This is a genomic window from Bacteroides thetaiotaomicron VPI-5482, assembly GCF_000011065.1.
Lineage (GTDB): Bacteria > Bacteroidota > Bacteroidia > Bacteroidales > Bacteroidaceae > Bacteroides > Bacteroides thetaiotaomicron.
Window position 1 is genome coordinate 6,028,644 of the sequence record NC_004663.1, and the last position, 14,461, is coordinate 6,043,104.

General features: G+C 38.7%; 12 protein-coding genes. 8 read left to right on the plus strand and 4 right to left on the minus strand.

Translation table 11 applies throughout. From position 1 onward, the window contains the following. From BT_RS23205 to BT_RS23230, 6 genes are all read left to right on the plus strand, one after another. Complete coding sequence (locus BT_RS23205; protein ID WP_008764756.1) at positions 1-1,029, plus strand: hypothetical protein; 1,029 nt, start codon at positions 1-3, stop codon at positions 1,027-1,029. Between the two features lie 11 nt (positions 1,030-1,040). Beyond that, positions 1,041-3,500, plus strand: a complete 2,460-nt coding sequence (locus tag BT_RS23210) for a BACON domain-containing protein (RefSeq protein WP_011109342.1) — start codon at positions 1,041-1,043, stop codon at positions 3,498-3,500. Positions 3,501-3,600: 100 nt separating this feature from the next. Continuing rightward, positions 3,601-4,785 carry a DUF4988 domain-containing protein gene (locus BT_RS23215; RefSeq protein WP_011109343.1) on the plus strand — a complete coding sequence of 395 codons (1,185 nt, stop codon included), beginning with the start codon at positions 3,601-3,603 and terminating at the stop codon, positions 4,783-4,785. A 165-nt stretch (positions 4,786-4,950) separates the two neighbouring features. After that, complete coding sequence (locus BT_RS23220; RefSeq protein WP_032840640.1) at positions 4,951-5,373, plus strand: DUF1810 domain-containing protein; 423 nt, start codon at positions 4,951-4,953, stop codon at positions 5,371-5,373. Between the two features lie 11 nt (positions 5,374-5,384). Then, positions 5,385-5,759 (plus strand): YccF domain-containing protein, encoded by a 375-nt coding sequence (locus BT_RS23225; RefSeq protein WP_008764760.1) that lies wholly within the window; start codon positions 5,385-5,387, stop codon positions 5,757-5,759. Positions 5,760-5,876: 117 nt separating this feature from the next. Further along, the gene (locus tag BT_RS23230) at positions 5,877-6,869 is read left to right on the plus strand and encodes a YeiH family protein (protein WP_008764761.1); all 993 of its coding nucleotides are present in this window, start codon (positions 5,877-5,879) and stop codon (positions 6,867-6,869) included. Positions 6,870-7,013: 144 nt separating this feature from the next. Here BT_RS23230 and recA read toward each other — a convergent pair whose 3' ends face one another. The 4 genes from recA to BT_RS23250 all read right to left on the minus strand — a co-directional run bounded on the left by recA (position 7,014) and on the right by BT_RS23250 (position 11,125). Beyond that, entirely contained in the window at positions 7,014-8,048 is a 1,035-nt protein-coding gene (gene recA / locus BT_RS23235) for a recombinase RecA (RefSeq protein ID WP_008760348.1), read from the minus strand. Between the two features lie 24 nt (positions 8,049-8,072). Next, a complete protein-coding gene (gene bcp, locus BT_RS23240) occupies positions 8,073-8,528 on the minus strand; it encodes a thioredoxin-dependent thiol peroxidase (protein WP_008760349.1) in 456 nt (151 codons plus the stop codon). A 14-nt stretch (positions 8,529-8,542) separates the two neighbouring features. Continuing rightward, positions 8,543-9,736 (minus strand): saccharopine dehydrogenase family protein, encoded by a 1,194-nt coding sequence (locus tag BT_RS23245; RefSeq protein WP_008764762.1) that lies wholly within the window; start codon positions 9,734-9,736, stop codon positions 8,543-8,545. 105 nt (positions 9,737-9,841) lie between these two features. Beyond that, positions 9,842-11,125, minus strand: a complete 1,284-nt coding sequence (locus tag BT_RS23250; protein ID WP_008764763.1) for a hypothetical protein — start codon at positions 11,123-11,125, stop codon at positions 9,842-9,844. A gap of 145 nt (positions 11,126-11,270) precedes the next feature. On the opposite strand from BT_RS23250, the gene BT_RS23255 reads away from it, so the two are divergent. Then, a complete protein-coding gene (locus BT_RS23255) occupies positions 11,271-12,059 on the plus strand; it encodes an META domain-containing protein (protein WP_008764764.1) in 789 nt (262 codons plus the stop codon). Between the two features lie 336 nt (positions 12,060-12,395). After that, positions 12,396-14,312, plus strand: coding sequence for a molecular chaperone DnaK (gene dnaK / locus BT_RS23260; RefSeq protein WP_008764765.1), 1,917 nt, complete (start codon positions 12,396-12,398; stop codon positions 14,310-14,312). Positions 14,313-14,461 lie beyond the last annotated feature (149 nt).

The window sequence follows — 14,461 nt, forward strand, 5'->3', positions numbered from 1 at the left end:
ATGGCTAAAATGAGATATGAATACTTGGGCATTATACATCGTAATGATTTAAATATTCTGTTTAAGAAAGGATATATTGTGTTATGCACTATTCACGTGAAAACTATATCCGGCAATGATAGTGTACCGGAAGAATATATAAGGGAGCTGTTGAAGAATGTATCTCCTTTTGATTATACAAGTGAATATGTTTTTATTAAATTTCTTCGTGAGAGGAAATGGCTTAAAAGAGATTGCAAGAATAATATTGAATATAAAGAAGTACAATCGATTATTCCATTAGATTTAGTTGCTAAAAAAGATATGGAAATGAGCTTTAATAAAATGATAAAGTTTGTAGAACCATTGTGGGGGACTTATGTAGATGATTTCTCTCAGTCTTTATTTAGTGAAAATATGTGCAAAGGTGCATCTGCTTGTTTAGAGATTTTGGGTATTAAAGTAGAAAAACCTTTAAAGGATTTAGATGATGAGGATTTGATTATTAAGGTCACAAATTATCGATTTCAAAAAGAAAATTTGGATGAGAATAGCTCAATTTGGCAATATTTATTAATGTATGAACGTCACGAGCCATATCCCAGTAATTGCCTAGGATATTTTTATGATTCGGTTCATGTTTTTGTTAACTATACTTTTAAAAAAGAATATCTTACTATGCCGAAAACAGAGATTTTAAAAGTTTTGAATCTAATTGATCGACAGAGTAGATATGATTTTGAATATATAGTATGTGAATTAAAGAACAATAAATGTGCAGAGAGATATATTGAGAAATGTACACGGAAAGGTATACGACAATATATTTTGATACCTATTTATTTTTACTTATTAAATTTGTTTTCATTGCCAAATTATCAATCATTAATGAAAGATTATTGTAGAAATAGTTTTAAGAGGCTATATGAAAAGGAGTACAAACTAGCAGTATACTTAGTTGGATTGCGTTTAGGATTTGATTCTATTAATGAGATTTATTATCAGAAACTGGAGAAAGATATGGAATCTCATCAGCAGAGTTTATTTTAAAGTAATATAATATGAACCGTAAATTTAAAATTAGTCGAATAACATTATTATTAATGTGTTTATGTCTTGTCTTTTTGTTTTCATGCGGTGAAGAGAACGAAAAGAATGAAGTTAGAGTAGAAACAGAAATCGTACCTACATCTGAATGTGAGACAATTTTTAGTCAAGGAATCAATGTCTCATCAGAAGGTGAACGGGCTACAATTTCTTTTTCCACTAACAAGGACTGGTCAGTTTCCCTTGCCGAGACGCAGAATGGGGATAATTGGTGTACAGTGTCTCCTTCGAGTGGTAAAGCTGGAAATGTCACATTAACTATTGTGGTGGCTAGTAATACTGGATATGATGACAGGAATGTTGTTTTAAAGCTCAGTGTTGATGAATTAACTAAAAGCATCATGATCAATCAGAAACAAAAAGATGCTTTAACATTGACATCGAATCGATTTGAGGTTGATAAAGATGGGGGAATTATTAATTTACAGGTAAAGTCAAATATTGATTATAATGTGACTGTTGCTGAAAATAGCAGGACTTGGATTGAACCAGTTATTTCTGAACGTACACGTGGCTTGTCTACTAGCTTTTATTCTTTTGCAATATCCCCAAGTGAAGAATATGATAAACGTGAAGGAGAAATCATTATCACTTCCGGCGAATCGGATGAAACAGTAAAGGTGTATCAGACGGGTTCTGCTATTCTTATTCTTTCTCAAAATGAATATACTTTTGGCTGTGATGGTGGACGGGCATCAATTGACATCAGCAGCAACTTTGAATATGAAATAGATATGCCTAATGTTGATTGGATTCAATCTGCAAATTTATCTCGTGCAGTTTCAAGCCATACTCTTGTCTATGAGATAAGTGCAAATAACACATATGCTGACCGTGAGGCTGTTATAGTATTCAAAGATGCCAACGGAAACAAGAAAGAAAGTGTTTCCATTAAGCAAAATCAGAAGGATGCTATACTGCTTTCAAACAACAAGGTTGAAGTCCCCCAAAATGGTGGAACATTTTTTGTTGATGTTAATAGTAATGTTGAGTACTCTATTGAAATTCCTCCTTCATGCAACAGCTGGATTAGTAGGGCTAACTCTTCAGTTAATGTTCATCGTGGATTATCAAAAACAACATCTGCATTTTCTGTAGCAAGCAGTGATGAATATGATAAGCGTGAAGGTGAAATCTATTTCAAATACAACGACATCAGTGATACTCTGAAGGTTTATCAGAGTGGTGGCGCAATTCTTGTACTTACTCAGTCTTCTTATAATATTGATGGGAATACTACAAGCATTAACGTTCAACTGAAGAGTAATATCGACTATGGTGTGTCAATTTCTAATGATTGGATTACAGAAATACCTACACGCTCTATATCAAACAGTATGAAGAAATTTAATATAATGTCCAATACGACAGGTAAGAGCCGTACTGGCAAGATAACTTTTACTTCTTCGGATGGAAAGAAGACGGAAACAGTAACCGTCATACAGGCAACGGTAGTGAAAGTTACTGCTCTTGATATACTGTTCAATGGAACATTATATGCTTATGTAGGTGATAGTTATAACTTTTTTGTCACTTGTAAACCAAGTGATGCTGTAACGGATTATGAATGGAGTTCTTCTGATATCAGAGTCTTGACAGTCAGTGGTAGTGGTGGCAATGCAACTGTTAAAATTGTAGGTTATGGAGAAGCAAATGTTGTTGTTAAAGATAAAAATAGTGGAGTATCTAAAGAATATACTGTTCATTCTCGAATATCTGATTTCTCTTGGAGTAATACAGGTGAGACTTACTCTATTTATCCTATGTTAACTTTGGCCGTAGGAGAATCTCAGAAAATCAGCTATACTTCTAAGCAAGGTAGTTCTGTGTTGAATATTTTTGGCAATCTGAGTGATTTTGTATTCTATGAACCTGTAAATGTTGTTTCTGAACCATCAGTAATTTCTATTGATGCAGATGGGACTGCTACAGGATTGAAAATAGGTATAGTTGGAATTAAACCAACAGGATACATAACACGTTTAAGTAGCGGAAATGAGAGAGTCTATGTAAATGTAATACCAGAATATATAGAGAGTGAGTATAACAATAATTTCTCTAACGCAAACACCATCAAGGATGGGCAGTCAATGAAATTCTCATTGTCTTCTACTAGAGATGTGGATGTGTTCAAGTTCAATAGGAAATCCACCTATATGCATATAAATTTAGAGTATCTTGGTAGTTTTAATGATGTAAACTATAGCAAGCGATTGCGTTATGAGGTGTATGATTCAAATTATAAGCTTACCGGTAGTGGAACATTATCACTTACAGGAACTGGTCAAATTTATGATCCTATGTTGAGATATGTTGGCTCAGGAGATGTAGCATATGTGCAGTTCTACTTTAGTGGGGATTACATACAGAATTTCCCTGATGGATATTTTAAGGTAAGTATTGCTGCACAATAGACTAAAACGGCAAATAAGTATTTGGATAATAGATAAAATATACTCATAAAAATCAGATAGTCGAAATCTTCGATTCTAAGTTTGGATTAAAAATAAAAAAATGAAAACATTTAGATTTATTTATCAGTTTGTGCTGTTATTAATGTGCACAACTGCGTGTAACGAATACGATGACAGCGAATTATGGGATAGAGTTAATTCTTTAGATGACAGAGTGACCTCTATTGAGAACCAATTGAAAGCATTGAATAATGATATCACATCGATTAGTGCTTTAGTAGGGGCACTTCAAAATAGGTTATATCTAACCAATGTTACTACATTGGGAGATGGCTATACACTCACATTTTCAGATGGTTCGCATATCACGGTTCCAGATGGAAAAGATGGGATTAATGGAAAAGATGCTCCCGTAATCAATGTCCGTTATTATAACGGTAGATACTATTGGGTACAAACTATTAATGGTGAAACAACATGGCTTAATGATAGTGATGGAAACAAGATTCCTGCATCAGGAACGGATGCTATCACGCCACTATTGAAAGTAGACTCTGATGGATATTGGATCATAAGCTATGATAAAGGTTATACTTATTCCAAATTGCTTGACGAATACGGGAAGGCAGTTAAAGCTTCTGGAATGGATGGTGATTCATTTTTTGAATCTGTAGAGGCAACGGAAGATGAACTCAGATTAATACTCAAAGATGGAACAGAAATAGTTATTCCTTTGGGAGAACAATCACTTTATAAAGCTGTAAATTTAGGACTTAGTGTGAGGTGGGCTTCATTTAATTTGGGAGCAATAACATCTTCGGAGAAAGGTGGCTATTTTCTATGGGGAGATGTTGATAATGTAGGAGTTATGCCTGATTATCAGGCTCCTAATATTGATAATATCTGTGGAAGCAAATATGACATAGCACGTGCAATGTGGGGAGGCTCATGGAGATTGCCCAATAAGGCTGAGCAAATAGATTTGATTAAGAAATGTACATGGACAAGAGCAACAATAAACGGAGTCAGTGGTATGAAAGTAACAGGTAGTAACGGAAATAGCATCTTTTTACCCTCTACGGGTTATATGCTTCCGGCAAGTGGACCGGCAGGAGCTACACAGCTAGTGGACGAGAATAGTGGTTATTATTGGGTTGGAGAATCTTACGGTGATACTTATGGACGTTTTGGCTATGTTTTCTATTATAATTCTACAAGTTATTATTATAATGCTAGTTGGAATGCAAGTATGATTAAAATGGCAATTAGACCTGTTAAAGAGTAATTTTTATTTCAGAATTACATTTCTTCCATTAATCCTTTAGTAATCCAAAGATATCTTTAGATTGCTAAAGGATTGATTCGTGTTCTTTTTTAGAATAATCTATCAATTATATGCAAAATACACATATCTTTGTATACATCAAGAATGTGGTATGAGAAGATATATATGGTAGATTATAAATTACAGCGTTTTCTAGATGCCCAGCAAGGTGTTTATAACCAAGCACTTGCAGAAGTGAAAAATGGGAAAAAATATTCTCATTGGATTTGGTACATATTTCCTCAGTTAAAAGGACTGGGAATGAGCTATAATTCTCAGTATTATGGAATTTGTGGTAAAGAGGAGGCCGAAGCATATCTTGCTCATCCCATTTTGGGAGTGAGACTCCGTGAAATAACAACAGTATTTTTGCAACTGAAAGGTAAGACTGCGGTAGATGTATTCGGAGGATTGGACGCAATGAAAGTGCTGTCGTGTATGACACTTTTTAATGAAGTTGCTTCTGATGATTTATTTCAAAAGGTAATTGATCTGTATTTTCAAGGCAGGCTGGATGAGACAACAAAGAAAATACTAAATAAATATTAGAACTGATACTTATGGGCTGTTTAATGAATTTGTTATGGTTATTGCTTGGCGGTATTTTTACGGCAGTGGAGTATTTAATCTCAAGTATATTGATGATGCTTACAATTGTAGGTATACCTTTCGGTATGCAAACATTGAAGTTGGCAGGACTTGCTTTGTGGCCTTTTGGAAAAGAAGTAAGGAGTGGTGGGCGTTCAAGCGGATGCCTTTATATACTGATGAATGTTTTATGGATATTTTTGGGTGGTATTTGGATTTGTTTGTCACATCTGGTTTTTGGAGCTGTCCTATGTATCACCATCATTGGGATACCCTTTGGTTTGCAGCACTTTAAGTTGGCTGCGTTAGCATTATCACCATTTGGAAAGGACATCGTAGGAGCATAATGTAACAATAAGAGAAGTGGCTATAACAAAAAGTTATAATACATAATTAGAAACAATTGGGTTGTCTTGATTGTTTGCCGTACCTTTGCACCCGCAAAATTATAAAAAGATAAAAAAATGATTTCAAGCGCTACAAAAACGTTGCAAACCAACAACAAGACAATTTACGTTGCAATACTTTCTACTTTAACTTTTTTCTTATTTTTAGATTATATTCCTGGTTTACAAGCATGGTCCGCATGGGTGACTCCTCCGGTAGCTTTGTTTCTCGGACTTATTTTCGCATTAACCTGCGGACAGGCACATCCCAAATTTAATAAAAAGACATCTAAATATTTGCTGCAATATTCTGTAGTAGGATTGGGATTCGGTATGAATCTTCAGTCGGCTTTGGCATCCGGTAAAGAAGGGATGGAGTTTACTGTTATTTCTGTGGTAGGCACGTTGCTCATCGGCTGGTTTATTGGTCGTAAAATCTTCAAGATAGACAGAAATACTTCCTATCTGATTAGTTCGGGAACTGCTATCTGTGGTGGTAGTGCTATTGCGGCAATAGGGCCGGTGCTGAGAGCTAAAGACAGTGAAATGTCTGTGGCATTGGGAACGATCTTTATTCTGAATGCTATTGCGCTTTTTATCTTTCCGGCTATCGGACATGCTTTGGATATGACCGAACATCAGTTTGGCACATGGGCTGCCATTGCTATTCATGATACCAGTTCTGTGGTGGGAGCAGGTGCTGCTTATGGTGAAGAAGCACTGAAGGTTGCTACAACTATCAAGTTGACTCGTGCTCTTTGGATCATACCAATGGCATTCGCCACTTCTTTTATATTTAAAAGTAAAGGTCAGAAGATAAGTATTCCCTGGTTTATTTTCTTCTTTATTCTAGCTATGATTGCGAATACATATTTGCTGAATGGCGTGCCGCAGTTAGGTGCCGCCATCAATGGAATTGCACGCAAGACATTGACTATTACCATGTTTTTTATAGGTGCTTCCCTTTCTTTGGATGTTCTAAGATCTGTCGGTGTCAAACCTTTGATCCAAGGCGTTTTGTTATGGGTGGTCATAAGTTTAAGTACATTAGCCTATATCTATTTCGTGTAAAAAGTGAAAGAAATGTCCCCCATCTGAATTGTACTGCGAGGATTCAGATGGGGGACATTTCTTATGTTTAAGCTAAAAATAAGCTGTCTCAAAACATCGAATGAGACAGCTTATATTATTTATAGTTGAATCGGTTGAGACAACTTATTTTTTATTCAAGGCTTCGAAGATCAATCCTTCTAATTCTTCAGCAAGTTCGGGATTATCTTTGATACATACCTTGGCTGCATCACGTCCTTGACCCAGTTTAGTGTCATTGTAGCTATACCATGAACCGCTCTTTTTGATGATTCCCAGTTCTGCGCCCAAATCGATGATTTCTCCGGAGTGAGAAATACCTTCACCAAACATGATATCAAATTCTGCTTTGCGGAAAGGAGGTGCTACTTTGTTCTTCACCACTTTCACCTTAGTCAGTTTACCAAGAACTTCTTCACCGTCTTTGATTGGCTGGCTGCCACGGATATCTATACGTACAGAAGCATAGAACTTCAATGCGTTACCACCTGTCGTTGTTTCCGGATTACCGAACATGACGCCAATCTTTTCACGGAGCTGGTTGATAAAGATACAAGTTGTACGTGTTTTGCTGACTGTACCGGTCAATTTACGCAAAGCCTGTGACATCAGACGTGCCTGCAAACCTACCTTATTGTCACCCATGTCGCCTTCAATTTCTGCTTTCGGAGTTAATGCTGCTACGGAGTCAATAACAATAATATCAATAGCGGAAGAACGGATTAACTGTTCGGCTATTTCCAAGGCCTGCTCTCCGTTGTCCGGTTGAGAAATCCAGAGATTGTCTACATCCACGCCTAATTTCGCTGCATAAAAACGGTCGAAGGCATGTTCGGCATCAATAAAAGCGGCGATACCACCGGCTTTTTGTGCTTCGGCAATGGCGTGAATAGCCAGAGTCGTTTTACCGGAAGATTCCGGACCATAGATTTCGATGATTCTTCCCCTAGGATATCCTCCTACGCCAAGTGCCACGTTTAAAGCAATGGAGCCGGTAGGAATCACTTCCACTTGTTCAACACTATCATCACCCATTTTCATGATAGAACCTTTACCGAAGTTCTTTTCTATCTTTTCCATGGTAGCCTGTAAGGCTTTCAGTTTTTCGCTTGATGCCATTTTATTATCTGTTTCAAAATTAAGTTCGTCTTTCTTTGCCATACCTTATTCTTATAATTAATGGATTTATTGATTTAAAATCTGTGAGGCATGCTCTTTGGTTTTCACTTCTTTGGGAGTGATAATCCGTTCTATGATTCCTTCTTCATTGATCAGGAAAGTAGTGCGGAAGGTTCCCATATAGGCACGTCCATACAACTTTTTCTCTCCCCATACACCAAATTCTTCTACCAACTTTTTGTCCGTATCGGCTATCAGTGTAAAAGGAAGATTATTCTTATCGATGAATTTTTGGTGCGACTTCTCGCTGTCTACGCTGACACCGATTACTTCGTAACCGGCTTTGCGCAGTTCGGAATAGTTGTCACGCAGACTGCATGCCTGTGCCGTGCACCCCGATGTACTGTCTTTCGGATAGAAATACAGTACTATCTTTTTTCCTTTATAAGCACTCAGTCGGATCTCTTCACCTTTTTCATTGATGCCTAATACTTCCGGTGCTTTATCTCCTATATTCTTCATTCTGATTCGTTCTATTATAGTTCTAGGTCTTTATCAAACACTTCATGCCAAGGCAGTCCCTGCTTATTGAGCTGTTCCATGAACGGATCCGGATTAAATTCTTCTACATTGTTTACACCCGGACGTTGCCATTCGCCTTTGAAGAACATCATGGCACCGATCATAGCCGGAACACCGGTGGTGTAGCTGACTCCCTGCATACCTGTTTCCTTGTAAGCTTCCTGATGGCTGCAGTTGTTGTAGACATAGTAAGTACGTTCTTTTCCGTCTTTGATGCCACGGATACGGCAACCGATAGAGGTTTCACCTTCATAGTTCTCACCTAAATCCTGTGGGTTAGGCAATACTGCTTTCAAGAATTGTAATGGTACGATTTTAGTTCCGTTATAATCAACTTCATCGATACGGGCCATGCCGATATTCTGAATCACGCGTAAGTGAGTCAGATATTCTTGTCCGAAAGTCATCCAGAAACGGGCACGCTTGATAGTCGGGAAATGCTTGACCAACGATTCTAGTTCTTCATGATAAAGAAGATAGGAATCACGTGGACCAATATTAGGATAAGTCAGATCTTTGTGGATTTCCAGCGGACCGGTTGTCACCCATTGACCATTCTCGTAATAACGTCCGTTCTGAGTAATTTCGCGGATATTGATTTCCGGATTAAAGTTGGTGGCAAATGCTTTATGATGATTTCCTGCATTACAGTCTACGATATCCAGATATTGGATTTCGTCGAAATAATGTTTGGCTGCATAGGCTGTGTAGATTCCACTGACTCCCGGATCAAAACCGCAACCAAGAATGGCAGTCAGACCTGCTTCCTTGAAACGGTCGTGGTAAGCCCATTGCCAGCTGTATTCAAAATGAGCTTCATCTTTCGGCTCATAGTTGGCTGTATCCAGGTAGTTGACACCCGCCTTCAGACAGGCTTCCATAATGGTAAGATCCTGATAAGGAAGAGCAACGTTGATTACCATTTCCGGCTTAAAGTCATTGAATAAAGCTACCAGTTCATCTACATTATCCGCATCCACTTTGGCGGTTTTTATATTGGGATTGCCTATAGCTTTGACGATATTATCGCATTTCTCCTTTGTACGGCTGGCAATCATGATGTCTGTGAATACATCGGCATTTTGTGCCACTTTGTGTGCTACGACAGTACCAACACCGCCTGCACCGATAATAAGAACTCTACCCATTTCTTTTAATTAATAAATTATAAATCAAAAATTAAGATTTTAGAATTGTTAGCTTGGCAAATATACGTGATTATTTTCAGATAATCACCGCGTCGCTACTCCTTTTTATTTGAAACGTTGCAAGATGCCACTCTCAAATTCCAGCGTTTTTCCGTTGTAGAACCAAGTTTCGAAACGACTGTCTTTTTTTAACTGTATTTCTACAGGATCACCTATTGACAGACGACATTCGTCGGTGTTCATACCTTCTTCCAAATCACCCCGTGCGATGATTGCCCAATGTTTATCTGTGATAGCCGGATACTTCTGATGGATGTCTCCAAATCCGAAAAGGTCTTCAATATAATTCTCGTTTTTGACGATAACATCATATTTCAAATCAACCTCTGTTTCATAAAGTGATCCATGCCAATCCTCCAGTGAGAGGATAACCAGACTTCCCGGACCGGAGATTTTTATTTCTTTTATTTTCAAAACAGTGTAGCGAGGCAAATGTATGCGGTTTTCCATTTGCTTGTTTTCAAGGCTGAAGACTCTTTTTACAGCCAATGTCCGTTTCGGATAGACGGTCAGATCAATATATTTGTCTTTCAAGGTTTCCAGATTTCCGGACTTTTTGCTACTGAAACTGATGGCGTTGGGAAAATATCTCATTTTCTTTTCAGCTTGGAAATCGCTCACGTCCATACCGGAATTAGTGCGGGAAAGAGCTACTTCCAGATAATAGGAATGTCCCTGCGAATCTTGAAATATGATTTTCACGGGATATGACTGACTGCCAACTCCTATGGCGGTAATGGTTGCTTCGGTGTTGACCGGAATAGACACTTTCCGATATCCGGAGTAACTATTGGCGTCGTCCACCCGTGCCATATCGGACTGAACATATATCTTTCTGCCTGTCAGCAATTCTTTTGCCGTGTCTACGTCTTTCAGATTAACTAATCCGTTGATATAGGCACGGGGATTCTTTTCGCAAATTTCATCCGGACGTGTATTTTTAATCTCATAATAATATTTTTCTCCGTCACATTCGAAGATGAGTCGAGTGGAATAGCTCATGTCATTTGATAGTTCTTGAGATTTTTCTTCATATCCGGCGAAAGTAAGAATCTTGTGTTTCAGAACGCTGTTGTCTGCCCCTTTTTCTGTCTCATACACCAAAAGGGTAGGGAGGAACATGTCACGTCCGGATGGAATAAACATGAATTTCATTCCGGGTGTCCATTTACATAAAAGTTGCAGTGGGAAGTTCTCTTTTATGAACTGTTCTTCTTCACTTAGAGGGCCTTCCTGATTGGAAATAGTAGTAACAAGATAATCATTTTGCGCTGTGATATGAGAGGAACCACAACCAAACAGGATTAGAAATAGGACGATTGTTCTCATATTTATTTACTTTAGATGAACTATGTAATCTTATTGTTTGTTTTATAGATAATGGCAAATGTATGTATTTTATATCGTATTAGATGGTATTTCCCAATCTTTTTGATATCTTTGCCCCCGATTTTAACTTAAACGTTATAACAAAATGAAGAAAGTATTCGTTTCAATTTGCATTGCCAGCACAGTACTTGCAATGTTTTCATGCCGTTCGGTTGAGAAGGCAGTCCCATTGGCTTCAATCAATGGTGAGTGGAATATTATAGAAGTTAACGGCTCGAAAGTAACTCCGGGCGAAAGCAGAACCCTTCCCTTTATTACTTTTGATACAGCGACCGGAAGAGTATCCGGTAACAGCGGATGTAACCGTATGATGGGTAGCTTTGACGTGAATGCCAAGCCAGGCAGCATGGAGCTTAAGGGAATGGCTAGCACCAGAATGATGTGTCCGGACATGACTACCGAGAGAAATGTGTTAGGTGCGCTTGCACAGGTGAAAGGTTATAAGAAAGCCGGTAAGGATAAAATGTTTCTTTGCAATGAGTCCAATCGTCCGGTTGTAGTTCTTGAAAAAAAGGAGGCTGACGTGAAACTATCAGTATTGAACGGAGAATGGAAAATAAAGGAAGTGAATGGTGAAGCAATTACTTCGGGAATGGAAAAGCAACCTTTCATTGCTTTTGATGTGAAAAAGAAAACACTTCATGGCAATGCCGGATGTAACTTGATTAATGGTGGTTTTGAAACTAGCACTACTAATGCTAAATCAATCTCTTTCCCTGGGGTGGCTAGCACAATGATGGCTTGCCCTGATATGGAAGTGGAAGGTAAGATTCTGAAAGCAATGAATGAAGTGAAGTCGTTCGATAAACTTTCCGGTGGTGGAATCGGTTTGTATGACGCAAATAATGCGTTGGTGATTGTACTTGAAAAGTAAGATATACGTATTATATTAAATAGGTATGCCTGTGTCGCACATAACGATACAGGCATATTTTTTATTCCTTTATGATCTATTCTTTTGCTTTATTGAACCAGAGCTGTTTCCATTTGTTTAATGAGTCGATAGCTGTCTGGCTTCTATGTGACTTGACAGCAGTCATTTCGATTTAAAACTGTCGTTTTGGCAGAAAATATGTCACGTATTCGTCCGATTTCTTTTTGGCACATGGTTTGTTTTTTAATCAGCGTCCGTTTGAAAGCCCTTACAAAGAGAAAGAAAACAACCGGACAAAAAGAAATTGAATAATAATAAATAAAAAGAATAACGATCATGGGAAAAATTATTGGTATTGACTTAGGAACAACAAACTCTTGTGTTGCCGTATTTGAGGGCAACGAACCTGTAGTAATTGCAAACAGTGAAGGTAAGCGTACAACTCCTTCTGTGGTTGCATTTGTAGATGGCGGCGAACGTAAAGTAGGTGATCCTGCTAAACGTCAGGCTATTACTAACCCGACACGTACGATCTTCTCTATCAAACGTTTTATGGGTGAAAACTGGGATCAGGTGCAGAAAGAGGTTACACGTGTTCCTTATAAAGTAGTGAAAGGTGACAACAACACTCCGCGTGTAGATATTGACGGTCGTCTGTACACTCCGCAAGAAATATCTGCAATGATTCTTCAGAAGATGAAGAAGACTGCTGAAGATTATCTGGGACAAGAAGTTACAGAAGCTGTTATCACCGTTCCTGCATATTTCTCCGACTCTCAACGTCAGGCTACTAAAGAAGCCGGACAGATTGCAGGTCTGGAAGTAAAACGTATTGTTAACGAACCGACAGCTGCAGCTCTTGCATACGGTCTGGACAAGGCTCACAAAGATATGAAGATTGCTGTATTCGACCTTGGTGGTGGTACTTTTGATATCTCTATCCTCGAATTCGGTGGTGGTGTATTCGAAGTTCTTTCTACTAACGGTGATACTCACTTGGGTGGTGATGACTTCGACCAGGTAATCATCAACTGGCTGGTACAGGAATTCAAAAACGACGAAGGTGCTGATTTGACTCAGGATCCAATGGCTTTGCAACGTCTGAAAGAAGCTGCTGAAAAGGCTAAGATTGAACTTTCTTCTTCAACAAGCACAGAAATCAACTTGCCGTACATTATGCCGGTAAACGGTGTGCCCAAGCACTTGGTGAAGACTTTGACTCGTGCAAAATTCGAATCATTGGCTCACGGATTGATTCAGGCTTGTCTGGAACCATGTAAGAAAGCAATGAGCGACGCTGGTTTGAGCAACTCCGATATTGATGAAGTAATCCTTGTAGGTGGTTCTTCCCGTATCCCTGCCGTACAGAAATTGGTAGAAGATTTCTTCGGAAAGACTCCTTCTAAAGGCGTGAACCCGGATGAAGTAGTAGCTGTTGGTGCTGCTGTACAGGGTGCTGTTTTGACAGACGAAATCAAAGGTGTGGTATTGTTGGATGTTACTCCGTTGTCAATGGGTATTGAAACACTGGGTGGTGTGATGACGAAATTGATTGATGCTAATACAACAATTCCGGCTCGTAAGAGTGAGACCTTCTCTACTGCTGCCGATAATCAGAGTGAAGTGACTATTCATGTATTGCAGGGAGAACGTCCGATGGCTGCTCAGAATAAGTCAATTGGTCAGTTCAACTTGTCAGGTATCGCTCCGGCTCGTCGTGGTGTGCCTCAGATTGAGGTTACATTCGATATCGATGCAAACGGTATCTTGAAGGTATCTGCTAAGGATAAGGCTACAGGTAAAGAACAGGCAATCCGTATCGAAGCTTCCAGCGGTTTGAGCAAGGAAGAAATCGAAAAGATGAAGGCTGAAGCTGAAGCTAATGCAGAAGCAGACAAGAAAGAACGTGAAAAGATCGATAAACTGAATCAGGCTGACAGCGTGATTTTCCAGACAGAAAATCAGTTGAAGGAATTGGGTGATAAGTTGCCTGCTGATAAGAAAGCTCCGATTGAAGCTGCTTTGCAGAAACTGAAAGATGCTCATAAGTCTCAGGATTTAGCTGCTATTGATACAGCTATGGCAGAAATCAATACTGTTTTCCAAACTGCAAGTGCTGAAATGTACGCTCAAGGCGGAGCTCAGGGTGGTGCACAGGCTGGTCCTGATATGGATGCAGGTCAGAATGCTGGTCAGGATAATAGCAAGCATGGTGACAATGTTCAGGATGCAGATTTTGAGGAAGTGAAATGATTCCGATAAGGGAACAGATAATAAACAATAAGCAAAAGCGTGCAGCTCAATGAGTTGCACGCTTTTTGCATTTATGGGGTTCATGGTTGCTATGTGTTTTCTATGGGCTTTTTTATCTCTTATTTGCGACATGTTTGCGACACGTCTTA

Coding starts and splice junctions, on each gene's coding strand:
- BT_RS23245 (WP_008764762.1), bottom strand. CDS start 9,736: ATGGGTAGAGTTCTTATTATCGGTGCAGGCGGTGTTGGTACTGTCGTA.
- BT_RS23220 (WP_032840640.1), top strand. CDS start 4,951: ATGGTAGATTATAAATTACAGCGTTTTCTAGATGCCCAGCAAGGTGTT.
- BT_RS23255 (WP_008764764.1), top strand. CDS start 11,271: ATGAAGAAAGTATTCGTTTCAATTTGCATTGCCAGCACAGTACTTGCA.
- bcp (WP_008760349.1), bottom strand. CDS start 8,528: ATGAAGAATATAGGAGATAAAGCACCGGAAGTATTAGGCATCAATGAA.
- BT_RS23225 (WP_008764760.1), top strand. CDS start 5,385: ATGGGCTGTTTAATGAATTTGTTATGGTTATTGCTTGGCGGTATTTTT.
- BT_RS23205 (WP_008764756.1), top strand. CDS start 1: ATGGCTAAAATGAGATATGAATACTTGGGCATTATACATCGTAATGAT.
- BT_RS23215 (WP_011109343.1), top strand. CDS start 3,601: ATGAAAACATTTAGATTTATTTATCAGTTTGTGCTGTTATTAATGTGC.
- BT_RS23250 (WP_008764763.1), bottom strand. CDS start 11,125: ATGAGAACAATCGTCCTATTTCTAATCCTGTTTGGTTGTGGTTCCTCT.
- BT_RS23210 (WP_011109342.1), top strand. CDS start 1,041: ATGAACCGTAAATTTAAAATTAGTCGAATAACATTATTATTAATGTGT.
- BT_RS23230 (WP_008764761.1), top strand. CDS start 5,877: ATGATTTCAAGCGCTACAAAAACGTTGCAAACCAACAACAAGACAATT.
- recA (WP_008760348.1), bottom strand. CDS start 8,048: ATGGCAAAGAAAGACGAACTTAATTTTGAAACAGATAATAAAATGGCA.
- dnaK (WP_008764765.1), top strand. CDS start 12,396: ATGGGAAAAATTATTGGTATTGACTTAGGAACAACAAACTCTTGTGTT.